We start from the raw sequence: 24,698 nt of genomic DNA, 5'->3' as shown, positions 1-24,698 counted from the left end.
TGAAAGTCAATTTATTATAAAATAATTTGATTTTCAAATTATTTACAGGCATATCAATTGCTTTATAGACAATGTATAGCAAACTATTATAAATAGTCAGTACAATCATTAAAAGCAACAGATGAAATACGGCAGTCTCGTTTTTGAACAAAGTGAATTCTTGATAATTAAAGAACATCTAGAAAACAATATTACTATAGAAGACTATGCACATAAAAATGTGTTAGAAATTCTAATTCAAAATATGAATATCGCTATGTGTTTAAATGTAGAAGATATTCCGTTCGATATTATCACATTAAACTCTATTCTAAAAGTTACCGGTGCATCTGGTATACGGCAAACGTTTCAGATCGTATCACCTGACGAAGTAGACGTTAAGAACAATAAAATTTCTGTAATCAGCAGCTTAGGTGCATCGGTTATTGGACGCGCGGTAGAAGATAAAATCTCATACGGATTACCAGGAGACCTTATATCATTAAAAATAATAAAAGTAAACCAACCAAATTCAGCCAACAAAAGCACTACTGAAGAGCTAAAGACCAAAAAAGAAACAATTTATTAACTCTAAATCACTCAGTTATGTTAAAATACGCAATTACCCTATTATTTTCAGTAAGTCTATTAAACGCACAAAACAACACCACTGTACAAACAGAGGTAAATGTTGGTGATATTTTTGAAATAGGAAAACCTGAATCAAATAAATACAAACACATAGATTTCCCAAGAGAAAACTTCATTATTAAACGCGGTGGCATAGCCAATTATAGGCGGGCTCATGGCGAAGAAGTTGTAGTAACAGCCGTTAAGGAGTTAAAAGACGGTACAACACAAATTAAAATAAAACGTAATGATGGTGGTCGCTTTTTTAATAGCCATACAGTAGTAACTGTTGACTATAAAGACGCCATTACATCGGGTGAATTACAAGCACTATAATTTTTTTTAGTTGGTTGATAATCCACTTGGCTTCTATAAATAAGTTGGCTGATTTATTAAGAATCAACCAAGTGGATTTCTTTTCAAAGTAGCATTTTCAAATTTATTCATAACCCTAGAACTAAACTCATGTTTACAAAACTAAGAACATCACAAAGATTACATGCTGGCTTTATATTGGCTATTGCATTTTTATTGGTGTTGGGTTCTAATAGATTATATCACAGACATTTTTCTACGTTACAAAACACCGTAAATTCTGTGTATGATAATAGGGTTAAAGTTCAAGATTACATTTATCAATTAAACAATATTTTCCATATAAAAAGACTACGTTTCATTACTGAAGATAATTTTACCGCAGTAGCAAATGAAAATGAAAAAGCAGAAAAATTACTTTCAGATTTTGCGCTAACAGAACTAACTACTAAAGAATATAGTGCACTGAACGAATTGACTTCTCAGTTCCATAAACTTAAAATATTTGAAAACAAGGTTTTACAATCCCAAAATAATCTTAGCAATGGGGTTGCTTTACTCTCACTACAAACTCTAAAAAAAATAGATGAAAAATTAGATGTACTGGCTACAATACAATTAGAAGAAAGCAAGCAAATGACCCAGCTTTCTAACAAAGCTTTAGAAAGCAACTTACTACTTTCTAAATTATCGCTAGGCTTTTTAATATGTATTGGTGTTGCCTTGTTGGCATTAATTTTTTATCCCATAAAAACTAAAGAATCCGTCCTAGATTAAGGGACAATCAAATACATCTTAATATGAGCTCGATGAAAAATTATATGCGGAGCATATGCTCAACATGCACCCACGCTACACATTGTTCTTTAACAATAAATAAAAATAGCATTTATGCGTGCAGCGAATATTTTCATTTTCTAGATATCACTAACGAACCCGTTTTGGTAGTATCTAACGAAATGTCTAGTAATGAATTAAATAAAAAATTAGTCTTAAACTAAATAGAATGATAGCAAAAGTAGCATCTAAAAAAGCGCCTAAACAAGGCATGCTAGACAATGTAATGCGACAATTTGATAATGCCGCAGATATTATTGACCTAAACGCCAATATTAGAAAAATTCTTGAGGTGACCAATAATGAGATCGTTGTACATTTTCCCGTACGGATGGATAATGGTGAGGTTGAAATATTTACCGGTTACCGTGTTCAGCATAACAATGCGCTGGGACCGTATAAGGGCGGCTTACGTTATCATCCTACCGTTGATATTGATGCAGCAAAAGCATTGGCAATGTGGATGACTTGGAAAACCTCTTTGGCAGGTTTACCGTATGGCGGTGCAAAGGGTGGAATTCAACTAGACCCGAACAAGTATTCAAATTCCGAATTAGAACGTATAACCAGAAGGTTCACTTACGCATTAGGAGATAATATTGGTCCGGAATTAGATATTCCTGCACCAGATGTAAATACCAATCCGCAGACTATGGCTTGGATTCTAGACACCTATATGTCTACCAAATCTCCTGCAGAACGGTCTACCAATATGCACGTAGTTACAGGTAAACCTATTGGTGCGGGTGGTTCAAAAGGTCGTGATAGAGCTACGGGATATGGAGTATTTCTTACCATTAAATTTTGGGCAGAAAGTCATAATGTAGATTTAAAGGACAAAAAATTTATAGTACAAGGTTTTGGTAATGTTGGGTATTGGGCAGCCTATTTCTTGGTTAACGAAGGTGCCATTTTAACCGCGGCACAAGATGCCTATGGTAGTATAGCAAATGAAGAAGGTATAGATGTAGATCAGTTATTAGCATACGCTAAGGGCAATAAAGGCAGCATTCTTGGCTATGCAAAGGCAAGAACGATCAATAGCAAAGATTTCTTTTCCTTAGACTGTGATATATGTATACCTGCGGCATTAGGTAACCAGATTACGCCCAAAAATGCCAACAAGATAAAAGCTTATTTAATTGCCGAAGGTGCCAACGGACCTACAGATGTAGATGCTGAAGAAATTCTATTGAAAAAAGGCATCGACATCATTCCAGATATTCTTTGCAATTCTGGCGGTGTAATTGGCAGCTACTTTGAGTGGTTACAGAACCGAAATGGCGAAATATGGTCTTTAGACGAGGTCATGGAAAAGCTGGAAAAGAAAATGAAAGAATCTTTTACCACCGTTCTAGAAACATCGAAAAAGAGAAAAGTAGACATGCGTACCGCAGCCTTTGTAATCGCTATTGAACGATTAGAAGAGGCGTACGTACAACGTGGTATTTTTCCATGATCAATAAAACAGTATTTAAATAATGATGATGATTTTAAGAAATATGTAGTTAATACTGCCACATTGGGCGTGGTCGAAATTATTTGAAATAAGCTAGCCAATGTTCTCGGCTGCGCTTAAAATGGCAATGAACAATACTTTTAATATTATATCTGAATAAAATAGGAGAAAATGAAGTACGGCAATCTAGTTATAGAAAAGAAAGAATACGTGGTACTTAAAAGGTTTATGAACCTATCGGGTTATTACAAAGATGATACGCTACGTAAATCTGTCCAAAAATTGGCAGGAGAATTAGAAACTGCCACCGTTTGCGATGCATCAGACATGTACGATGATGTTATACGGTTCAATACAACAGTTACCATCGTATCTGAAAACGGTTGGCAAAAAAAGTTCAAGCTGGTAATGCCAACGGACAGTGATATAAAGAATGATAAAATATCTATACTCACCCCAATGGGTGCAGCGGTTATTGGCTACAGCGAAGGAGATTCCATTACTTGGGAGTTTCCATCCGGAGAACAAAAGCTAACAATTGAAAAAGTAGAACAAGAAAATCAGCATATGAATATAAATATGGTATTATGATTACATCCAAACATTTTTATCCGCATGAATCTGACAAAAGAATAATGGTAAAGAAGGATAAGCTGGAAATTAACAACTGGACAGATGAACTAGAGTTTCTAAATAAGGAAATCGAATTCTATTTGGACATTGAAGATAGCATCATACAAAGCTCAAAATTATACCAAGAGCTACACCATATTCGTAGGGAAAATGCATTAATGCTAGCAGCACTATACAAATATGACAATACCGTAAGTAAAGCAATTGAATGTGATACTATCGCCTGCGACGCCTATTATCTTAATCACCATGAAAAGAAAAGAGATGGCTACCTATCGCTGATTCAAAATTACAGAAACCTAAAACTAAAAGTATTGTCACAAATATTAATACAAGCAAAAAGTTAAATGAATTAGAAACTACCATTGTAAACCAAACCCACCAAACCTCTAAAATATACCGTAATGGAAAATAGAATATTATTACCAACAGATTTTTCAAAAAACTCATGGAATGCTATACAGTACGCCATTAAATTATTTGAAAATAAAAAATGCTCATTTTATATTTTGCATACCTATTCTAAAGAAACCTATGGTTTAGACAGTTTAACATTACTAGATCCAGATGAAGCCTTTGATAAAATGTCCGAATTAAGGTCAAGAAAAGATTTGGGCGATATACTGGTGCGGTTATCACAACTAAAGAATAAAAATCACCAGTTTCATGTAGTATCTGAATCTACGCTACTTTCAAACGCCATAAAAAACCTGAATAAAGAACACCGTTTTAAAATGATAGTAATGGGTGCCAAGGGCATGACGAACCAAATAGGGGAAACATATGGTAAACAGACCCTAGGTATATTAAAACAGATAAGAAAATGTCCAATTTTGATAGTGCCTACCAAACTTGATTTTAATTACCCAAAAGAAATTGTTTTAAGTACCAATTTCAATACAAAAATTAAAGTATCTGAAATAAAATACCTGGTAGATATTGCCAAATTAAGTAATGCTTGCATACAAGTATTAAGTCTAACAGCTCCCCATAAATTAACCTTTAATCAAAAAAGAAATAAAGTATTTATTCGTAAACAGCTTAAAGACGTAGCGCATAAGTTTAATTCCTTACGAAATTCAAATATGGCTATTGCCCTAAGCTGTTTCGTAGAGATTAGGCAATCTAACATGATTAGTTATATAGATAGAAAACCATCGTTTTGGGAACGACTAGGATTTGGTAGGTTATCATTAAGAAAATTAGGCTATTATACAAATGTGCCCGTATTGGCACTGCATGCAAAATAGGCTATTTTACAACATATTGGTCGTTTCTGGTTATTGCAAATCGTACATTTGTATGATTATAATGAATAGGAACAATGGACGACGATTTTCATAGAATACTATATAATTATCTTGTAGAAACGGGACTAAGCGAAAAAGGTGCTGCGTATTTAAACCTTGCTATTTTATTGGTTTCAGCATTGGTATTGGCATATTTCTTAGATCTTATCATCTGGAAAGTGTTACGATCAATCTCACTTAAACTAGCGCAAAAATCCAAAACAAATTTTGATAATTTTCTGGTAGCTAATAGAGTACCAAGATATGTAGCCCATATTATTCCCTTAAGCATTTTAGTAGAACTTGTACCCTTTGGCTTTATAGGTTTTGATTATGCCGCACAAATAGTCCTAAAATTTTTAAATGTACTTTTTGTAATTCTTGCCCTATACCTAGTAAAAAATATATTTCGAAGTATAAATGATTATTTAAAGACCAAATCAAGGTTTAGAGATAAACCAATGGATAGTTATATACAGGTATTCATGATTTTTGCATGGGTCGTAGGTATTTTTACCATATTCGCTATAATAACAGAAATACAGGTTTGGAAGTTTTTTACTGCTCTAGGAGCCGGTTCTGCAGTTATATTGTTAATTTTTAAAGATTCTATTCTTGGTCTTGTGGCAAGTATACAAGTGAGCATCAATGATATGGTTCGGATTGGGGACTGGATCAGTTTTGATAAATTCGGTGCCGATGGTAATGTGGTCGAAATATCACTTGCCACTGTAAAAGTCCAAAATTTTGATAATACCATTACAACTATACCAACTTATGCATTAATATCAGATTCTTTTAAAAACTGGCGAGGAATGCAAGAATCTGGTGGAAGACGAATGAAACGTGCCTTGATTATTAGCCAAAAAAGCATTCGTTTTCTGTCTGATACCGATGTTGAAGAATTTCAAAAAATTCAATTAATTCAGCCGTATTTAAATACTCGAGCAGAACAGATCAATACCTACAACACAGAAAACAATATCAACAAGGACCTTGCAATAAATGGTAGAAACTTAACCAATATTGGGGTTTTTAGAAAATATGTAAACGATTACCTCCAAAACCATTCTGCAGTAAATAAAGGTATGACTTTAATGGTGCGCCAATTAGCACCCACACCGCAAGGTATTCCGTTAGAGGTGTATGCTTTTAGCTCTGACAAACGTTGGGAGAATTACGAGTATGTAATGGCAGATATCTTTGACCACCTATTGTCTGCCCTACCCTATTTCCATTTACAGGTGTATGAAATACCGGTACCAGTAGCTACTTCATAAGATTTGGTGTATTAACCTTAACTGAAAATTGTATCTTTCTTGGGTATTTATGCTGTTGTGCATACTTGCATTGGTCGCTATAAACAGATAATCATGCTTAAAGAAACATTCACAAAACTTCTGTCAAAATATACAGACGATAATCGTTTGACAAATATATTGTGGTCAGAAATTGAGAAAAACTATACAGGCAAAAAAAGACATTATCATACATTACAGCATCTTGATAATTTATATTCTCAATTAACTATTGTAAAGGAAGAAATAAAAAACTGGGAAACCATATTATTTACACTTTATTACCACGACATAATCTACAATGCTACAAAATCAGACAACGAAGAAAAAAGTGCTGAACTCGCTGAAAAACGTATGAAGGAAATTTCGGTTTCTAGCAACATTATTGAACAATGCAAAGAGCAAATTTTAGCTACCAAATCGCACCATAAATCAATAGACAGCGACACTAACTATTTTACAGATGCCGACCTTTCCGTATTAGGTAAAAGTTGGGAAACATACGCTCTATACTACAAAAATGTTAGAAAGGAATATGCTATCTATCCCGCATTCATATATAATCCTGGGCGTAAAAAAGTTCTCAATCATTTTTTGTCGATGGACAGAATTTTTAAAACCGACTTTTTTTACAATAAGTTTGAAACACAAGCTAAACAGAACTTACAACGAGAACTAGATTCGTTATGATAAAAGAAAAATGGGATCTGCCTTTGTAAATTATAAGGCGCAGATACTAATCTTTAGTCAGTATTATTAAAAATAGAATTGAAAAAACCAACCAATATTAAAATATGAGCATTTTTAGAAAAATTGATAAAGTACTTGGTGCTTTTGGCAATATAAGAGCTTTAGAAAGAAACCATGTTGATACCTACACTGAAAACTTAATTAAAAATATATCTGGAGAAAAGATTGCTGAATCTAAAGATGGTCAATTATATATAGAATTTCAGGAATTAGCTGGATTTGAATTTCTAGAATCCACCATTTTAAGTAGAGAAAATATTAAAACATTTAAAGGTGCAAAATTATCTTTTATTGGCGATAACAATGAAATGATTCTAGATTCTGATATAACAGAAATTGAATCAGATTATTCAAATGTTTCAAATCGATGGATGACAAAAGTTAGTTATGTTGTTACCAAAGATGATATCAATTTCATAACTGAGAAAAAGGCAGATTTCATTTTATTTCAATACAAAAAGAAGTCAATTAAATTGTATGTTATTAAATAAAATAAAGATTAGAAAATATAAAATTTCATTTAAATTTCAATCTTAGTTAAAACTTTAAAAGTTGTAACATAAACCTCATTATTGTATAATGACATTCAAGTAGAAAAAACATATGATTAAATTCTTTTTAAAAGCAAAACATTGGCAACTATTCATTTTAATATTTGGTATTCCCTTGGCCTATCAACTATTCACTATATCTCAATTATTTGGACCACGTTCTTATCCAAATTCAATATCAGATAGTGGAGTTGGCAAAACTGAAGTTCTAAACGACAACATCATTTATTTTGACTATTTCCCATATGTAATGATTTTATTCGTTGTTATATTCTTCGGTTGGTTTTGGTCTATCGCAATCGGACTTCAAAAAAAAATTCCTTCAGAAATTAAAATGAAGGTTGAAAAATTTAAAATTTTATTCTTCATTCCTCTTATCTACATTATATCCATAATGCTTTTTATAGGCGGACTATTTTCTGGAACAGGAACTAATAGTTTCTCATTCATCGGTTGGCCTTTGCTTATTATTTCATTACTTCACCTATTCTCCATGTTCTGTATATTTTACTCCATGTATTTTGTGGCTAAAACAATTAAAACTACCGAATTAAAACGAAAAGTAGTGTTTGGAGATTTTGCCGGAGAATTTTTCCTCTTATGGTTCTATTTCATTGGTATATGGATTATTCAGCCAAAAGTGAATAAACTTTTTCTACATAAAACTACAGCAATTAATAATAGTCAAAAGCAGTAAAACGCAATAGTTATGAATACAAAGAATCTATGTGAACTATCAGATGAAGAATTAATAATTGACAAAAAGAATCTGAAAAAATCTAAAATTATTAATGCATTTGTAATCGGGTTTCTTGCCAGTATAATTGCTATAGGAATTGTTTCTTCAATTTACGGGAAAAATTATACCGTTTTTATTCCATTACTATTTCCTGTTTATTTTATTTATAGAATAGTCAGCAATTCTAATAAAAACAAAAAATTAGAAACGATTTTGAAAGAGCGAAATATCTAAAACAAATATAAGCTTCATTACTCCCCTACTCTTCATAGTCCAATGTTAAAAGCTTAAATGAAAAACAAAATCTTAATTACATTTTTACTTATTATAACTACAATCTCTTGCAAAACAATAGACAAGAAGACGATTACTAACCCATGCATTGAAATTGAATGGACGACAGATTTAAAAGGAGACTTTTCTTTTAAAGAAAATTGGAGTTATAAAGAAGGAGTTTATAAAAACAGTCATGGTCAATTAAGTTGTGACGGCAGCTGCCCTGTAGCAATTGACCGAATGAAAGATATTACCGGTAAAATTTATAAAGATTCATTAAAAGCATTTTATAAGCTAATAGATACTACTCACATATACCAATCATTAAAGTCAGAAAATAAAATGTATGAATATTCAGGTTCAGATTTTATGGATTTCAAGAAACTAAAGAATGGAACTATAAAAGGAGAATCTCAAAGCAACGTATCTACACATAGTAATTTAATGTTAGAACTAAAAAATGATTCTTGTACTGCTTTAGTTTATTTCAACAGCATAAGAGATTTAGGTGTACATACTTTCCCTTTAAAAAGCGGAACTATTAAAATTGACATACCTTTATTTGAAAACGGAATTATAAAAGCCGTGTTCGATTTTGAATTTGTAAATACTTTAGAAACAAATAAACAGTTATACTGGAAAGGGAATATTTACAGCAAAATAATTACGGAATAAGAAGTACGAACACCATACTGCCAATTAAATGAACGAAAATCTTAAGCAATACGAGCAGTCAATTAAGAAAAAGCACAGTTTTAGTTGGTCTCCCAAATTTGAAGAGGAAATAAAAACCGATTTGAATAAAACAGTCATTATAAATGTCGTCAATAAAACTTTTGAAAAGTTAGGGTGGGATATTGTTTACCATGATGATAGAAATGCCGAAGCGAAACGAAAAGGAGATTGGAACCGCTGGACCGAAAAAATTAATGTCTCATTTAAAAACGGCAAATTAAACGTTAAAAGTGTTTCTCTAGGCAACGAAATGTGGGATAACGGAAGAAACTCAAAAAGAGTAAAATTATTCATTCATGCATTTCAACAAACTGAGAAAGAGTTTGACCATGAAACATTAGCCGAACTTGAAAAGGAAATTGAAAAAGCAAACAATTGGGAGGACTACGTAATACCAGAAAATTTACCAAAGCCTAAAAGTAGAAAAGCACCTCAAATTTGGATTCCCGTTGTTGGCGGTTTAATTACAGCGCTCATAGTTGGCTTTGTCGTTGCTTTTCTATCTGTCAAAGGCATATACATCATTGGTATTTTTGAGGTTGTTGTCGCAATTATTCTAGGCTATGTACTTACGCAACTCATCAAATTAAGCAATTATACATTTTATGATCATTTACACTACTTACTTATAACAATGATAGTGGTTACCTACGTATCCAATCAATACTTTCAGTATCAAATAATATTGAATGAAAATAACTTTGAAGCCTTTAGTTTTTGGGATTTTTTACAAGTAAGATTTGATGCTGGTTTAACCATTAAAAATACAAATACAGGTTGGATCGGTTTAGTTATAAGTTGGATCGTTCAATTAGTAATTACCTATTACGTGGGTCTTTTGAGATTTGTTTCTGGTTTAACAACTTATCAGCTTAAAAGAGTGCCTACAGAGGTTATTGATTTTGCCTACTATCATTTTGTAAAAGAAAAAACAGAGCAACAAGTTAGAACTGAACTATCAAAAATGGGTTGGACAGCTGCTCAAGACCAAGATGAAGTTTTTGAATCGATTGGAGCAATAGCAGGAGCTACAGAATTAAATAGAATGGAGTAAAGAATTAGAGTTCAACAGAACAAATTCACCTACAAGAACCAAAAATGAAAAATATAATAATCATAGTATTCCTAATAGTTTCTAATTTCACTTATGCACAAAGCGAAGAGAACAAAGAAAAATTTAGAACATTAGAACCAGATATTTGGTTGGGCATTTGGGATAAGGAGAACTCAAGCCAAGAAATAAAAATTGATAGCCTTAACTATAATGAAATTCCAAAATCATTGGATTTTAAAGGCACCGTTGTGGAAGCGCTAAAATGGAAAGATGCCAATGGTGAAAATATTCTAATACAAACGTTAACGGGCAATTTCACTTGGATGGACTATGAAAAGGATAGTACAGATTACATGCTTCAAGACAAAGCTGAATTATATGCTTATTTATTTGTAAAAAGCAATACTCAACAAGAGTACAAGAGGCAATGGCGGGTATATGATTATATAGAATGTTTTGGGGTAGATTGGTTTATAGGCTTTGCACCAAAAGCAACCACCATTACAGATTTGGACCATGACGGCATTACTGAAATAGCTATGCCTTACGTATCTATGTGCCGTGGAGGAATGGATCCTGGTACCATGAAAATAATCATGTTCGAAGAAAATACAAAATATGCCTTTAGAGGCGAAACCATGCTTATGTGCGGTAATGAAGATGCCTATGGCGGCGAATTTGAAGCCAGTTCAAATTTAGAACAAAAGCCAAGTTTTAATGCTTTTCTAAAACAACATTGGAATAGAAATAAATGTGAAGAAGGAAAATACTACTAGAGTTAAAGTATTATAATCACATATAATAACCAATTACAATACCAGTATAAATATCGGCAACACTCTTCTATTGTTCCACTTATAGCTATCAAAAGTATCGAATACAAACTAAACTACAACGTTTGTCAATTCGGTATAATAACAGGCATATCAATACGATATATTTATACAGATATGTCAAATCCATTTAAAAAAATTGTAAAAAACGCCAACGAAACCCAAAAGGATTGGGGAACGAATACTACTTCTGAGACCAGTTCTCGGAAATGTAGTAATTGTGGCGCTGCAAGACCTAAAGACACCAATTTAACAACTTGCGATTATTGTGACTTTAAGTTTATGGATATAGACAACGAGATTAAAACCGATATATAATGTTTGGATTCTCTAAAAAAGAAAGCAAAGAAGAAAGAAAAAACCAGCCAGAATACCTTGCCTTGGTTGAAAAGTGGGATACATTTTTAGCAAAAATGGAGAAGCGCTTTACAGAGTCGTTAGTACATGCCGAAGAAGCCATATTAGACAATTTAGAAGCAAATAACTATGACATGTCTGCAAACATGACTGCATGGAGCGGAATTAAATCTCAGCTAGAAGCTTTAGGCGATAAAATAGAGAAAACGTTCGATGATAAAGTACAACCCCAAATGTTAGATTATGTTGAACGATGGGATATTATTGATCAAGACCAAAAGGGCTCAGAATTATCATATTCTTTTAGCAGAAGAATAAAACGTTTTGAAATTGAACTAGAAGGTAAAATTGCTCAAGAGTTTTACAACCATGCTATTCAATTATTAAATGAAGATTTTCATTGCTCGCAATGCAGTGGTAAGCTAGAAGTGAAAAAAGACATATTTAGATCGCATTATGTAGGTTGTGGGTATTGCAATACGGTAAACACCTTTATACCTAGCGATAAAATTACAGAAATACGTTGGGTTGTTGATAATATAGCGAAACACAAAGTATTGAAAGAGTGGGATGAAAAAAATGTAGCCAAAGCGCATTGTCAAAGTTTTCGCAGTTTAAATAAAGGTGATGATAAAGCCCCATTGGCAAAAGCCTATGATAACTGGGAAATTAAAGAAAATGCATTCTGGACTAATTATTTTACAGAAAGAGCCACCTTTTTGCCAGAATACCAAGAAACGATTGAACACGATGTAAGTGTAAAAATGAATCTCTTTTTCTATGATAATAAAAAGAGGAGCGATTTAAATAACAATTAAAACTAACCAAATAATGGAAATTAACGGAGTAACTTTTAGAGACTATGCATGTGCATCGGCGAATATGGCAGCAGGTATGCCTACAGAAAAAATTTGTGAAATTCTAGGTATAGAGTTACCAGTTTGGGAAGACACTAAAAACCAATGGAACGGTAAAATGGCAGAATTGAGCCATGACGATATGAAGTTTTTTGGTGAAGTCTTTATGAATCCGAAACAAGGTAAGTTTACCAATGCTGAAGGCGGTGCCGAAGGTCCGGAAGTAGCACTTGCAAAATATCCAAAATGGAGCGACCACATTAAAATGGAAAGACATTTTGCTATTGCTCAAGATGTAGGTATCGATATTGATTTTCAAGAAGAGTACGGTATTACTATTACAGAGTTTTCTCAACTAGGCATGCATTGGGGAGGGCGAATTCAAAAAGCCATGCAAGAAGATCCTAATTCTGGTAAAATTCAGAAACTTATGAAAAAACAAGGAAGATTAACTGAAAAGTGGGAGGCACACTTTAATGAAATGTACCAAGGTCAGAGCGCAAACTTAAGTGATGACATTGATTTTTAAGACAATATATACTAACCATTTACTATAAGTAAGGATAAGGCTGAATAATTTTATTCAGCTTTATTTGTTATTGGTACATACCATTTTCAACACTATTAAGCTACAAACGCAAATTCAATTATTACATATACATGAAATACGTACTAGTTATATGCTTATTAAGTCTACAAATTATGGCTGGGCAGCAACTACAGGAAAAGGCTACCAATAAGAACAAAACTTTAGAAGGATTCTATGATTTATCTGAAATGGAAATGCCTACTAAACTATACCTGTTAGACAATAATCTATTTCATTACTACGCCATTTTTGGTAGCGTAGATTTAGAAGTTTATGGTACTTATAGTATTAATGGCAAAGAACTAAAATTACAGCCCAGCAAAGAATTGGTGCAACCTTATGTTCTATATGCAAGGCACAATGACCAATTAAAAGACACTATTTCATTTAATTACATAAGCCCAGAGCATCACAGAGAAAAAGTATTTTTTAAGGTTGATGAAGAATGGGTTACAAACCCTCAAAGTACAGGTAGTTTTGACGAAGTTTCACTAAAGTACAACATTGCAACCGTAAAAAACATCAAAGTAAATCTTACCGCTAGTCAAATACGTGAAACCCCTACTTACAATACAGTAGAACTATACTCAGTTGCAGTCGCAAAAGGGTATAATGAATTTTTAATGGATAATAATCGTTTTTATTACATGAGACAGCGTTTAGCTAAAGAACCATTAGTAGTCGAAGGAGATAAAATAATTAGCGGAGGAAAAGAAAGAATACGAGAACCTTTACATGAATCTGATAAAAAAGCAATAACCAGGTACATTGCTACAGGTGGTTTTTTTAGGGACACGACAATTAATCGTGATAAAGAATTTCACAAAATCGACCTTATAAAAGAAGATGCTAAACCACTGCTGCATATATTGAAAAATGGTAAAATAAAGGAAGAAAACTAATATTGGATTTCTATTTCAGAAAAGCCTTTTTAAAACCTAGATACCAATGAAATTTACAATACTACTATTCTTTTTAATAGTCCCTATCTCGCAGTTTTCTTTGAGCGCTCAAGAAGTTCCTATTCTTGAATCTAAAATAGAATCAGACTATGATTTTGAAACAAAGAAAGATTTATGGTCTACTTGTAATTTATTATTTACAGATATGAAAGTATGGAACAGATACGATGAAGACGAAAGAAATAAATTGACAAACAAATGTGGAGAGTTAGGTTACAGTGAAGCTTGCGAAGACATGTGGAGTATTGTTTGCGGTGATGATTGGACGGATGAAGGTTATAACATTCACAAGCTAGATAAACAAATCCCATTTTGCAGTGTTTCTTCTGCCCTAAGTACACAAAAAAATAACATCTACAATCATACGAGTATAAGTGACTTAAGTTACGCTACTGCTTGGGTAGAAGGTGTAAAAGGGGATGGTATTGGTGAATATGTTGAATTTAATTTTCCGGCACAACATCCACGTATTACAGCCATCAAGATTGCAAATGGTTATATAAAAGACAAAACTACTTGGAAAAATAACTCCCGTGTAAAACAATTAAAAGTATGTTTAAACAATAAAGAGTTTGTCATTTTAAATCTAAAAGATGTGTATGCAGAACAGATTTTTGAGATACCAATAATAGGCTATGAAATAACTTATAGAGGTGTTACCAAAGACGGTAAGAGTTATTATAAATATAGGGATGAAAAAGGCAATCAGTTCAAGTCTTATAATAAAGAAATAGAATCAGGAGATACAATAAGGTTTGACATCATAAGTGTTTACAAAGGTGATAAATACGATGATACCGCTATAACAGAAATATATTTTTCGGGATTAGATGTGTATTAATATATGAGATTAATTAGTAGCATATGAATAAGGAATTAAAGAACATACTAGGTAAGTTAGATAACCAAGATGCTAATCAGCAAGAACTAGGTTTTGAGGCTTTGGCAATTATAAAAGAAATAATAAAACAAAACCCTTTTGATATTGATATGCTAACGCTGCGTATGCGTTTAAATACTGATATTTTTGAAAACACATCTCAAATTATAGAGGACGCAACTTTTATAATAGAAAATGACCAATTTAAGCAAGATAAAATGGTTGGTTATGATTGGCTTTTCTGGGTCTATAATGATTCGCTTTCAATGCCAGATAAAGCTGCCGAAGTTATTGAGGAGCAATTGGTAGAAATACAAACTCTTTATAAGAAACGTTATATAAAGGATGATAAAGAAAGTGAGTTACTAGATAAATTAGCCCTTTTAAAGCATAATAATAAGCAAACAGATGTTGCGTTAGACCTATGGTATAAAGCTTATAAAAAATATCCATTTTTTTATAACAATGGCTTTGTGGGCTTAAAACATTTAGAAAAAGAAAATTATAAGATTGCAGAAGAAATTCTACTAACACATTACACTTGGTCTTTTGATAGCGAAGATGGTTATCGATTGCAATACGGCATCAAACTAAAAGAAATGTATGATGCTAAAAAGCTAGATAAAAACCCACAATTACTAGGGCTGCTATTTAATATTATTAGAAATGAAAAAAATCATTTTAAAATAACGGATAAACTAGATTTTTACGAAAAGTATTACCCTGAAGTAGAAAAGTGGTTAGAAATTTATCCAAACAATGCATTATTAGTAACTGCTATTGCAAATACACATTACTTTGATACAAAAAATTATGTAAAGGCATATGAAGCTTTTAAACTTCTTTTTAATTGCGAAAACCATACTGCTTATACAGATTTAGATAGAGTTAAAAAAGCGGCAAAAAAATCTAATAATGATTTTTTAAGTCTTCCTTTTAAATTTTCCGGTCCTTCTGTACATATGTACAACACATTATCCACTTTTACTATCCTATACAATAAAACAAAAAAAACCAAAAAGAAGAAAAAAATAGCACAAATAGCAATACAGTATGGTGAAGTAGGTTATCAGCAATATAAAGATTACCTGCTATTTGGTAAAGGAGACACTCACAACAACCAACCACATTTATTTGCCATGCTATGTAATAATTATGCAAATGCATTGGGTAATTATGCTGAGACTCTTAAATATGACAAAGAGAAAGAACTGCTGTATGACAAAGCTGGAAGCATTCACATAGAAGGTTTTCAAATGAGTCCATTTATGGAAAATATGGAAAATGCATCTTATGATTATTTAGAAGGTAAAAATTATCAAAAATCAATAGAAAGTACACAAACAGTTTTTGAGCAATATGGCAAAGAGTTAAGTATAAACGAGAGACAAAAATACTTTTTACGCTTAGTAAAATGTTATGTTGGTTTAAAAGACCTCGAAAATGCAGAAGCAAATTATTATAAGGCAAAAAAACTTTATAACAAGATAGGACAAGGGGCTAAAGATGCTGCCCATTATGTAATATTTTCAGGGAAAATATTTTATGAATATGCTGTAACAGAAGAAAAAGTATATGATAAATATATACCAGAAATGGAATGGTTTCTTGATCAAGAAGTAATACAAGAACAAGAACCTAAAGAAGTAGGTTTGGTAGCTTATTATTTAGGTCTTTGCTATAATGCCACAAACCAAAAGGATAAAGCTGCCAAAGCGTTTCAAAAAACGGTAGACTATTTACAAGATATAGATGATTGGGAATTTTACGAAACAATATGTGAGGAAGCCGAAAATGCTTTAGATGACCTTGGAGTTAAGGTTATTAAAAGAAAGAAAAAAAATAACAAATCTGTTTTAAAAAAAATCGTGGATACTTTATTCTTTCCGTTTATGATTGTAGGTCTTATGGGTGCATCCTTAGTCGCATTGGTTCAATTGATGATGAAAAAAGAAGAATAAGTACTATGAGAACCTCATATCACCATACTAATTCTCTTTTTTTCTATAATTATAACCAAACGAAAAAATTAGGTTATACCGCTAACTGTTGTTTTATAAATAAAAAATAATATGAAAATATTACAGTCCCTAATGCTATTTACAATCATTGTTCTACACTCCTGCAAAGGGCAAAATAACCAAGAAGAAAAACCACTTACAGGTTTTAACAAGGTAGAATTAATTCTAGATAATGAGTTTATCTCAAAAGATACCATTACCCAACAAAACACCAGTTTTTTAAATGCTACAACCACGCAAAATGTTTCTGTATTACATCATATAGAAGAAACAGAGTTTCATATGTATAATGGCTTAGCGTTCAAAAACAAGAATGTTGGGATTATTGTTGGCGGTGCTGGTTTAATAACCAGAATTACAAAAGATGGTGGTAAAACCTGGCTAGAAAATCGATTCTCTAGATTTGGCAATCCGTTTTATTCAGTAGCATTTTCTGGTGATAACATATTTGTAATTGGTGATAGTGAATACATTTTCACTACTCCAGATTTTGGAAAAAACTGGAGTGTATTTAACACCAAAGAACTATTTGAAAAAAGAGGACGTATTTCACCCAAATACTACAAAACACGGTTTGTTAATGACAAGATTGGTTTTATAGTAGGCTCTGGGTATATAAGTGGAGAAGAGAATAGCTTTTCAGTTATTCTTAAAACCGTAGATGCTGGCAAAACCTGGACTACTATTGAACATATGGGCTTAGAAAAAGAAACTGAAGGAATCTCAGACTTTGTTGCCGTTTCAGAAAAAGAAATTATTGTAGTGACTTTTTCAGGCAGAAGTTACAAAAGTACTGACGGTGGTAGTAATTGGCGAATACTATTTGAGACGGACGGTGAAGATTTTGTAAACCTCAATTCTATTGCTTTCTTAAACCAAAACATTGGGTTAATAGGTGGTTTAAATGGAGACTTATTCTATACCGATAATAGCGGTAATGATTGGCGTAAAATTGATGTTCCAAAAGATGGAGATGGGTACAAAGCCAACATATCTGATATTATTTTCACTAAAGAATCTGCCTTAATTACCACAAGTATATCTTCTGATTATTACAGAGACACCTTTGTTTACGAACTCAATATAGACGGAACCAATTGTAGACCCTTTTTAATTTCAGAGAGTGAAGATGTTCTATTTACAGGAGAATCATTCGGTATTCAAGCTACAGCAGATGAAGTGTTTATTTTAGATAGAGACAATTTATATAAGACAAAAACATCAAATAAGTGATATGGCTTTTAGTTTGAAAAAGATTTGTATAATTATTATGGTTCTATTTACAGCTTCTTGTTCAGATGCTGACGAAACCTATTACGAGATAAGCGGAGATGAAGTACTATACCATTCCGTTTATAGACTTGGACAGGAATACTACACAAAAGCGCATACTTCTATTGAAGTTGTAGAAGGGGCAGATGCAAAAACCTTTCAGCAATTAACGAAATATTACGGCATAGATAAATTGAGTGTTTTTAACGAAACTCAAAAACTGATTAAACGAGACCCAGCTACCTTTAAGGTTATAAAAAGATACATTACGGCTGATAAATATGGTGTGTATTATGACAATAACATTATCCCAAACAGTCATGGTCCAAGCTTTAGGTTTTTAAACGACAAATATGCTGTAGATGATAATCAAGTATATTACAATCCTTCTGACCCTAACAGCATTTTACATGGTATTGACAAAAACTCTTTTTCGGTTTTAGGTGATGATTACAGCGAGTATGCCAAAGATAAAAAACAGGTATTCTATAAGGGAAAATCAATCGATGACGCCGATGTTAATTCATTTAGCATTTTAAAAAATGATTTTTCTAAAGATGGAACATCTATATTCTTTAAAAGGGAAAAAATTAAAGAAGCCGACTATAATTCGTTTCAAATTTTAAGTTACGAAGAGGTAAAAGAATACGAATACAAATTCGAGGCGCAAGACCACAACAATCTTTATAGCGGCAACGGTAGTAGTATCAGAATAACCAAGAAAACCGAAGTAACAAATGAACATTAAAAATCAATTCTTACTATTACTTGTCTTTTGTAGCATTACCAACCTTATAGCGCAAAAGGATACGCTCTACTTCAATTTGAAATGGAATAAAACTGACAAAAGCAATGCTGCCTTTTTTCGCCTTGTACCGTTAGAAAAAAAGGGCGATTTATATAAGGTAAAAGATTATTATATAAACGGTAATCTGCAAATGCAGGGCTATTGGTCTAATTTGGAAAAAGAGACCTTGCATGGCAAAATAACCTGGTACTTTGAAGACGGCACAAAGTCTATAGAATCAGTTTATAATAATGGTGTATTAGATGGTACAAATACCATTTATAAAAAAGGAGGTCAGGTAAGCTCTAAAGGCGTCTACAAGAACAACAAGCCTTATTCAGGTAGTTTTATCGTTTACCGATTATTACAAACCTATGCCAATGGTATATTAAATGGCGAAGAAATAAGTTATGCTGAAAATGGCAAAATAGCAACTAGAGGAATCAATAAAAACGGTAAACGATTTAGTGGAGAATTTGCCAATACACAAACAGAAAAAACCACGTACACAGATGGAAAAAATGACGGTTTCACCACAGCATACTATGATTTAAATTTTAGTCAAAAAAAGCAGAAGTATACTATTAGCAATAGTTTAAAAGAAGGCGAAGAAATTTCCTATTACGAAGACGGTAAAGAAAAAGCTAGAGGTATAAATAAGGCGGGAATGTCATATAACGGTTCATTTTACAATGAATATACGCGCAAAATCGCCTCTTATAAAGATGGTGGTTTTCATGGTCCGCTCACCACCTTTAATGAACAAGGTAAAATAATTTCCATACGTGAATATGTTAATGGTAAGATTTCAGGTAAGGTCATGAGTACGGGGCTTTTTAAAACCAAAACATGTGAATGTGAGTATAGAAATCAAAAACCTTTCAACGGTGAAGAATGCAAAGGTTATGACGTTTATGAATATGAAGATGGACAATTGGTAAAATTAACCTCTTACAATTCTGAAAATGAAGACGAAAAAATAGAAATTCAGTTGTTTAAAGATAAAGAGAAAACTAAAAAATTTGTCAACCTAAACGGAGAAGCATACGAGCTACATTATAAAAATGGCAAGGCATATTCTGGTCAAAATTATGATCGTATATCGGGTAGCCTAACCACTTTTAAAAATGGTACAAAAGAAGGTCCTTTTCGAATTAGTAAGAAATATAAGGGCTATATAGCATCTGGTAATTATAACCAAGGCGTTTACGAAGGAAAAATAGAATTTGAAAATTTACAAAGTAAGACAAGTACATTTTGCACCTACCAAAATGGAAAACCAATTGATGGTACTGCAATTTACAAAGACACCATTATATCTTATAAAAATGGACTTAAAAACGGATTAGAAACTCCTATGCGTGCTTATGGAGCCTACAATTCACCTTTTGATAGTATTAGTAGAAACTATATAGATGGGAAGCTGCATGGTCAAATTAAATACTTTCAAGAAAGTACATTAATAGCAGAAGGACTGTACAATAAGAACAAACCTTTTACCGGAGTATTTTATGAGTATTCTGGCGGCACTAATTATACCCGCAACACCTACAACGAAGGCGAACAATTAAAAGAGGAATACATCTCTCAGAAATTTAAAGCTAACTACGAATATAAAGACAGTAAACTTCATCAAGGAAAATTCTATTACAATGAAGATTTAATTGCTGAGGGCAGCTATAAAAACGGCATTCCGTTTGAAGGTAGCTTTGCCACACTAGAAAAAATCGACAAAAACTATTTCCCTGAGAAGTACACACTTACTAGCTATAAAAAAAGCAAGAAAAATGGAGAAGAAATTGTGGTTAATTTTAAAGAGAATTCAATAGAAAAAGTGATTCAATATAAAAACGGAAAAATCCTAAGCGAAATTATTTTTCTCCCTTTCAAAGACAAAAACAGTCTTGTAGGTACCTATAAAAACAACATGCCTTTTTCAGGAGATTTTTTAACGACCCTAGCTATTAACCTACCTGATACAGAAACGAAAAGTAGCTATCAATCTGTAAGTCATTATGAAAACGGTAAAAAATCTGGCATGGAATACTATACTACCATGGGTTCTAATATGCAGGTAGTTTTAGATAGTGTAAGCTATAACAACGGAAAACCATTTCAAGGCAATCTAATTGAAATATACCATAGCGATACCCTAGAACACCTTTATGAAAATGGAAGTTTAATACAGACCAATATTTTTACATGGGGACTTAGTAAAAAACCAAATGCAATAGTTAGGTATACCAATGAAGGCTATAAAACTACTAATGAACAATCTTCTAATAACACGACCAATTATTCTAGTGAAGTAACTTATATAAATACCGATTCTAGTGCAGGAACCGCAATTATTACCCGCTATGGAAATGAAATGGGAAGATTTTCATTTTCAAAAAAAGGAATTTCAAATGCTTCATTTTCATTTAAGGAATATGACACAAACGTTATCATAGAAAGTATTTCTTTGAATAAAATAAATCTAGTTTTTGACTTAGAAAATATGCTGATTAAGTTTGAAAGTACACTTAAACCTGCGCATATTATAAAACCTAGTGATGTTCAAGACTGGCTTCGACTATTTTATTTTGGTGATGGTCCGGCAAGTTTTTATTTACATGGTGAAGAAACTCCTATTGCCACATGTATGTATAAAGAAGGTAGAGAATACAACGGTGTTACAACTAATATAAACAAAGATGGCAGCTATAACTTTAACTTGTATAAGAAAGGTAAATTGGTTGAAAATCAAAAAAATATAACCAAACAGCAATTAGTACAACTAATTAAAACCAAACATTAACTATAATGAAAAGCATACTCCCCCTACTCTTTTTAGTTTTTACTATCCAAATAACGGCACAACAAGACACGCTCTATTTTGACGCTGATTGGCATAGAACCGAAAAAGCTAATGCATCGTTTTTTAGACCGTTACCACTAGAAAAGGAGGGTGATCTGTATCATGTAAAAGACTATTTCATAAGCGGAAACATTCAGATGGATGGCTATTGGTCAAACCTTGAAGATGAAATTAATCAAGGAAAAATACAATGGTACCATGAAAATGGTCAGCTTTTAGAAAGTAGGCATTACACTAATGGTAAACTTAACGGAGAATCATTAGTCTACTCCCAAAACGGATTTTTAAGAGCCAAGGGCGAATATAGAAATGATGAAGGTTGGAAAGGTACTTTTATTCACCCATGCTGTTTCAATGGTTACATACCCATTTACAGAGAAGGTAAGCGTATTGGTCAGCAAATATTTTATGAAGACTCCGATCAACTAGCGCAACAGAAATTACAACAGAATGACAGTATTGATATAACATTATATTTTGATAAAAAAGGAAATAAAATAGGGGGAAATCAATATATAAATGGAAATATAAAAAACGGAATGTTAGCCAAATTTCTCATCAATAAAGAAGATGATGCCTTAGGTTTAAAAGACTATATGCATTTTAAAAATGGAAAATTAAATGGTGAGTATGCTACTTTTTCTGACGATGGTAAATTGTTTTCAAAAGTCGATTATAAAGATGACCAACCTTATAACGGAACTGTCTTTAACTACAGTAACTTAAAAACATATGTCAACGGAAAATCAGAAGGTGAGGAAATAGGATACTCAAGAAAAAAAGAAGCAATCACTAGAGGAATAAATAAAGATGGAGAACATTGGGATGGTGAATTCGTAGATAGTTATGAAAATAAAATTTACAGCTACAAGGAAGGCAGGTTAGATGGTAAACAAACTTCATTCTATTCTGATAACTTGGAGCAAGTAAAGTCATATGAACATATTAAAAATAATGACAAAGACGGGGAAAGCGCCTATTACTTGCAGGATGGTGAAGAAGTGGCAAAAGGAATCTACAAAGATGACAAACCTTGGAACGGAACTTTTTATAATCCCTACAGCTTGTCTTTTTCTTCATTTAATGATGGAAAAAAACATGGAATGTTTACTCAGTATAACTACGAAGGTGAAGTTGTAGAACAACAAGCATATGAAAATGATTTACTGACTGGAAAGGTTAAAAGTAATCTTATAGATGGAGATATTTGCGAATGTATTTATAAAAAAGGGAATCCGTACACGGGTCAAGTTTGTGACAACTATACCAAAACGCACTATGAAAAAGGGCTTATTGTTAAAATAGACAATTTCAGTTTTGATTATAAAAATGATACTTTAGTTTTTACTGGTAGCACCACTTACGAAAACGGAATTGTTAGCGCACAATCTATTATTGCAAAAAGTAAAACCTATGCATTAACCTTTAAAAATGAACTACCGTACAACGGTGTTCAATACATAGCTTATAGTGAAGAAATTACCACCTATAAAAATGGAATTAAAGAAGGTGTTTTTTTAGAGCAAGACGAAAACAACCGAGATTTAACTATTAGTGGTATTTATAAGAAAAATCAACGCCATGGATTAATTGAGTTCTATGAAAAGGACTTAGACAGGAAGACCACTTGTATCTATAAAAAAGGGAAACCTATAAAGGGTACCGTTATATATGACCATACGTTTACAACCTACAAAAACGGTCTAAAACAAGGGATTGAAAAAGAAATCACTGAAACAAGGCTCGAAGAAGTTATAGGCAGACAGGCAGAATACGATAAGGGAATTATTTTAACCGAATCATACCCTCACTTAAAAAATTCAAATGGAGAAATTGCCAAAGGCGTGTACAAAAATGGCAAACCATATAATGGTGATTTTTTTAAATTCGAACCTATACTAGCCTCATTTACCCATTATGAGAATGGGGAAATATTTGGAGCGCAATACGTAGGTTTTAACGATTATCAAACCCTAGTAGTTGTAGATTCTATGCAATATAAATCTGGTAGACCGTACCAGGGCAGGTTTATGGAGCATACAGAAGACAGGTTGCATTTTCACGAATACCAAAACGGAAAACTTGTTAAAACAATAGTAACAAAAGATGATTTAAATCAAAAAATACGAAATACGGTTATCTATACGGATACGGGATTTACGGTTGCAGAAAGAGATGCAGATTTAGTGATGTTCAGAGGTACATATTTGAATGAAGAACAAACGAAAGCAAAAGTTGAAGTATTTTCTGATGTTGACGTGTCGGCAGGCACACTAGAATATGATAAAAATAAAATAACTACAATCGACATTAATTATCATGAAGCGCGCTATGATATCAATTATTCATTAGTTGAATCTAAATTAGTTATCACCTTGAAAAAAGAAGGAATATTATTAAAGGCATATCCTAGTTTAAAACATATTAATCAGTTTACATATAAAAATTTCCTTAACCCAGAAGAGCTTTTTGTTGATGGTGAAGTAACCATGTATTCTTATGTAGACAATAAGCTTTTAGCAACAGGTGTAATTCTTAACAATGATTTCTACGATGGTGAACATATTCGTTATGCAAAGGACAGTAAAACCTATACGTATTTTGAATATGAAAAAGGAGAGCGTTTAGCTTGGGAAACTAGCCTAACCAAAGAAGCCCTTTTAGAGCTTTTAAAGAAAATATAATTTTAATGAAAATTAATTATAAACACTCGGTTTCTCCTTTTTTAGTCAAAG

The 24,698-nt window shown here is 32.4% G+C and carries 25 protein-coding genes; all 25 read left to right on the top strand.

All coding sequences use genetic code 11. From position 1 onward, the window contains the following. Nucleotides 1-121 precede the first annotated feature (121 nt). A complete protein-coding gene (locus UH1x_RS15075) occupies nt 122-568 on the top strand; it encodes a GreA/GreB family elongation factor (RefSeq protein WP_482622692.1) in 447 nt (148 codons plus the stop codon). Nucleotides 569-585: 17 nt separating this feature from the next. After that, the gene (locus tag UH1x_RS15070) at nt 586-945 is read left to right on the top strand and encodes a hypothetical protein (RefSeq protein ID WP_482622690.1); all 360 of its coding nucleotides are present in this window, start codon (nt 586-588) and stop codon (nt 943-945) included. Between the two features lie 129 nt (nt 946-1,074). Further along, a complete protein-coding gene (locus UH1x_RS15065; RefSeq protein ID WP_482622689.1) occupies nt 1,075-1,701 on the top strand; it encodes an MCP four helix bundle domain-containing protein in 627 nt (208 codons plus the stop codon). Nucleotides 1,702-1,930: 229 nt separating this feature from the next. Next, nucleotides 1,931-3,220, top strand: a complete 1,290-nt coding sequence (locus UH1x_RS15060) for a Glu/Leu/Phe/Val family dehydrogenase (protein ID WP_482622687.1) — start codon at nt 1,931-1,933, stop codon at nt 3,218-3,220. 171 nt (nt 3,221-3,391) lie between these two features. Next, nucleotides 3,392-3,811 (top strand): GreA/GreB family elongation factor, encoded by a 420-nt coding sequence (locus tag UH1x_RS15055; RefSeq protein ID WP_482622685.1) that lies wholly within the window; start codon nt 3,392-3,394, stop codon nt 3,809-3,811. Further along, nucleotides 3,808-4,200, top strand: a complete 393-nt coding sequence (locus tag UH1x_RS15050) for a hypothetical protein (RefSeq protein WP_482622684.1) — start codon at nt 3,808-3,810, stop codon at nt 4,198-4,200. Before UH1x_RS15055 ends, UH1x_RS15050 begins: the two co-directional genes overlap by 4 nt. Nucleotides 4,201-4,257: 57 nt before the next feature. Then, complete coding sequence (locus UH1x_RS15045) at nt 4,258-5,103, top strand: universal stress protein (protein ID WP_482622682.1); 846 nt, start codon at nt 4,258-4,260, stop codon at nt 5,101-5,103. Nucleotides 5,104-5,177: 74 nt separating this feature from the next. Beyond that, entirely contained in the window at nt 5,178-6,422 is a 1,245-nt protein-coding gene (locus UH1x_RS15040) for a mechanosensitive ion channel family protein (RefSeq protein WP_482622681.1), read from the top strand. A 93-nt stretch (nt 6,423-6,515) separates the two neighbouring features. After that, on the top strand, nt 6,516-7,130 hold the full coding sequence (locus tag UH1x_RS15035; RefSeq protein ID WP_482622679.1) for an HD domain-containing protein: 615 nt from the start codon (nt 6,516-6,518) through the stop codon (nt 7,128-7,130). Between the two features lie 104 nt (nt 7,131-7,234). Further along, the gene (locus UH1x_RS15030; RefSeq protein WP_482622677.1) at nt 7,235-7,681 is read left to right on the top strand and encodes a hypothetical protein; all 447 of its coding nucleotides are present in this window, start codon (nt 7,235-7,237) and stop codon (nt 7,679-7,681) included. A 112-nt stretch (nt 7,682-7,793) separates the two neighbouring features. Continuing rightward, nucleotides 7,794-8,438 (top strand): hypothetical protein, encoded by a 645-nt coding sequence (locus tag UH1x_RS15025; RefSeq protein WP_482622675.1) that lies wholly within the window; start codon nt 7,794-7,796, stop codon nt 8,436-8,438. A 12-nt stretch (nt 8,439-8,450) separates the two neighbouring features. Beyond that, complete coding sequence (locus tag UH1x_RS15020) at nt 8,451-8,714, top strand: hypothetical protein (RefSeq protein WP_482622673.1); 264 nt, start codon at nt 8,451-8,453, stop codon at nt 8,712-8,714. 57 nt (nt 8,715-8,771) lie between these two features. Further along, nucleotides 8,772-9,431, top strand: coding sequence for a hypothetical protein (locus UH1x_RS15015; protein ID WP_482622671.1), 660 nt, complete (start codon nt 8,772-8,774; stop codon nt 9,429-9,431). Between the two features lie 28 nt (nt 9,432-9,459). Then, nucleotides 9,460-10,545 (top strand): hypothetical protein, encoded by a 1,086-nt coding sequence (locus UH1x_RS15010; protein WP_482622669.1) that lies wholly within the window; start codon nt 9,460-9,462, stop codon nt 10,543-10,545. 44 nt (nt 10,546-10,589) lie between these two features. Beyond that, entirely contained in the window at nt 10,590-11,321 is a 732-nt protein-coding gene (locus UH1x_RS15005; RefSeq protein ID WP_482622667.1) for a M949_RS01915 family surface polysaccharide biosynthesis protein, read from the top strand. Between the two features lie 174 nt (nt 11,322-11,495). Then, complete coding sequence (locus tag UH1x_RS15000; protein ID WP_299795803.1) at nt 11,496-11,696, top strand: hypothetical protein; 201 nt, start codon at nt 11,496-11,498, stop codon at nt 11,694-11,696. Further along, on the top strand, nt 11,696-12,553 hold the full coding sequence (locus UH1x_RS14995) for a hypothetical protein (protein WP_482622665.1): 858 nt from the start codon (nt 11,696-11,698) through the stop codon (nt 12,551-12,553). The genes UH1x_RS15000 and UH1x_RS14995 overlap by 1 nt, the downstream gene beginning before the upstream one ends. 13 nt (nt 12,554-12,566) lie before the next feature. Further along, the gene (locus UH1x_RS14990; protein ID WP_482622664.1) at nt 12,567-13,121 is read left to right on the top strand and encodes a DUF6620 family protein; all 555 of its coding nucleotides are present in this window, start codon (nt 12,567-12,569) and stop codon (nt 13,119-13,121) included. Between the two features lie 131 nt (nt 13,122-13,252). Then, nucleotides 13,253-14,083, top strand: a complete 831-nt coding sequence (locus UH1x_RS14985; protein ID WP_482622663.1) for a hypothetical protein — start codon at nt 13,253-13,255, stop codon at nt 14,081-14,083. Nucleotides 14,084-14,129: 46 nt separating this feature from the next. Further along, entirely contained in the window at nt 14,130-14,984 is an 855-nt protein-coding gene (locus UH1x_RS14980) for an NADase-type glycan-binding domain-containing protein (RefSeq protein WP_482622661.1), read from the top strand. A gap of 23 nt (nt 14,985-15,007) precedes the next feature. Then, the gene (locus tag UH1x_RS14975; RefSeq protein WP_482622659.1) at nt 15,008-16,984 is read left to right on the top strand and encodes a hypothetical protein; all 1,977 of its coding nucleotides are present in this window, start codon (nt 15,008-15,010) and stop codon (nt 16,982-16,984) included. A gap of 111 nt (nt 16,985-17,095) precedes the next feature. After that, nucleotides 17,096-18,277: a WD40/YVTN/BNR-like repeat-containing protein gene (locus UH1x_RS14970; RefSeq protein ID WP_482622658.1), complete on the top strand. Its 1,182-nt coding sequence runs from the start codon at nt 17,096-17,098 to the stop codon at nt 18,275-18,277. 37 nt (nt 18,278-18,314) lie between these two features. Further along, nucleotides 18,315-19,064 carry a DKNYY domain-containing protein gene (locus tag UH1x_RS14965; RefSeq protein WP_482622656.1) on the top strand — a complete coding sequence of 250 codons (750 nt, stop codon included), beginning with the start codon at nt 18,315-18,317 and terminating at the stop codon, nt 19,062-19,064. Further along, nucleotides 19,054-21,903 carry a toxin-antitoxin system YwqK family antitoxin gene (locus UH1x_RS14960; protein ID WP_482622655.1) on the top strand — a complete coding sequence of 950 codons (2,850 nt, stop codon included), beginning with the start codon at nt 19,054-19,056 and terminating at the stop codon, nt 21,901-21,903. Before UH1x_RS14965 ends, UH1x_RS14960 begins: the two co-directional genes overlap by 11 nt. 5 nt (nt 21,904-21,908) lie before the next feature. After that, nucleotides 21,909-24,647, top strand: coding sequence for a toxin-antitoxin system YwqK family antitoxin (locus UH1x_RS14955; protein ID WP_482622654.1), 2,739 nt, complete (start codon nt 21,909-21,911; stop codon nt 24,645-24,647). The last annotated feature ends 51 nt before the right edge of the window (nt 24,648-24,698 follow it).

This window comes from Maribacter sp. UH1, from assembly GCF_056839145.1.
The sequence above is the reverse complement of the archived record's forward strand: the minus strand, read 5'-3'. Positions and strand labels throughout refer to the sequence as shown.

Coding starts and splice junctions, on each gene's coding strand:
- UH1x_RS14960 (WP_482622655.1), top strand. CDS start 19,054: ATGAACATTAAAAATCAATTCTTACTATTACTTGTCTTTTGTAGCATT.
- UH1x_RS15060 (WP_482622687.1), top strand. CDS start 1,931: ATGATAGCAAAAGTAGCATCTAAAAAAGCGCCTAAACAAGGCATGCTA.
- UH1x_RS15055 (WP_482622685.1), top strand. CDS start 3,392: ATGAAGTACGGCAATCTAGTTATAGAAAAGAAAGAATACGTGGTACTT.
- UH1x_RS15010 (WP_482622669.1), top strand. CDS start 9,460: ATGAACGAAAATCTTAAGCAATACGAGCAGTCAATTAAGAAAAAGCAC.
- UH1x_RS15040 (WP_482622681.1), top strand. CDS start 5,178: ATGGACGACGATTTTCATAGAATACTATATAATTATCTTGTAGAAACG.
- UH1x_RS14955 (WP_482622654.1), top strand. CDS start 21,909: ATGAAAAGCATACTCCCCCTACTCTTTTTAGTTTTTACTATCCAAATA.
- UH1x_RS15020 (WP_482622673.1), top strand. CDS start 8,451: ATGAATACAAAGAATCTATGTGAACTATCAGATGAAGAATTAATAATT.
- UH1x_RS14975 (WP_482622659.1), top strand. CDS start 15,008: ATGAATAAGGAATTAAAGAACATACTAGGTAAGTTAGATAACCAAGAT.
- UH1x_RS15045 (WP_482622682.1), top strand. CDS start 4,258: ATGGAAAATAGAATATTATTACCAACAGATTTTTCAAAAAACTCATGG.
- UH1x_RS15015 (WP_482622671.1), top strand. CDS start 8,772: ATGAAAAACAAAATCTTAATTACATTTTTACTTATTATAACTACAATC.
- UH1x_RS15035 (WP_482622679.1), top strand. CDS start 6,516: ATGCTTAAAGAAACATTCACAAAACTTCTGTCAAAATATACAGACGAT.
- UH1x_RS15000 (WP_299795803.1), top strand. CDS start 11,496: ATGTCAAATCCATTTAAAAAAATTGTAAAAAACGCCAACGAAACCCAA.
- UH1x_RS15075 (WP_482622692.1), top strand. CDS start 122: ATGAAATACGGCAGTCTCGTTTTTGAACAAAGTGAATTCTTGATAATT.
- UH1x_RS15005 (WP_482622667.1), top strand. CDS start 10,590: ATGAAAAATATAATAATCATAGTATTCCTAATAGTTTCTAATTTCACT.
- UH1x_RS14990 (WP_482622664.1), top strand. CDS start 12,567: ATGGAAATTAACGGAGTAACTTTTAGAGACTATGCATGTGCATCGGCG.
- UH1x_RS15065 (WP_482622689.1), top strand. CDS start 1,075: ATGTTTACAAAACTAAGAACATCACAAAGATTACATGCTGGCTTTATA.
- UH1x_RS15050 (WP_482622684.1), top strand. CDS start 3,808: ATGATTACATCCAAACATTTTTATCCGCATGAATCTGACAAAAGAATA.
- UH1x_RS14985 (WP_482622663.1), top strand. CDS start 13,253: ATGAAATACGTACTAGTTATATGCTTATTAAGTCTACAAATTATGGCT.
- UH1x_RS14970 (WP_482622658.1), top strand. CDS start 17,096: ATGAAAATATTACAGTCCCTAATGCTATTTACAATCATTGTTCTACAC.
- UH1x_RS15070 (WP_482622690.1), top strand. CDS start 586: ATGTTAAAATACGCAATTACCCTATTATTTTCAGTAAGTCTATTAAAC.
- UH1x_RS14980 (WP_482622661.1), top strand. CDS start 14,130: ATGAAATTTACAATACTACTATTCTTTTTAATAGTCCCTATCTCGCAG.
- UH1x_RS15025 (WP_482622675.1), top strand. CDS start 7,794: ATGATTAAATTCTTTTTAAAAGCAAAACATTGGCAACTATTCATTTTA.
- UH1x_RS14995 (WP_482622665.1), top strand. CDS start 11,696: ATGTTTGGATTCTCTAAAAAAGAAAGCAAAGAAGAAAGAAAAAACCAG.
- UH1x_RS14965 (WP_482622656.1), top strand. CDS start 18,315: ATGGTTCTATTTACAGCTTCTTGTTCAGATGCTGACGAAACCTATTAC.
- UH1x_RS15030 (WP_482622677.1), top strand. CDS start 7,235: ATGAGCATTTTTAGAAAAATTGATAAAGTACTTGGTGCTTTTGGCAAT.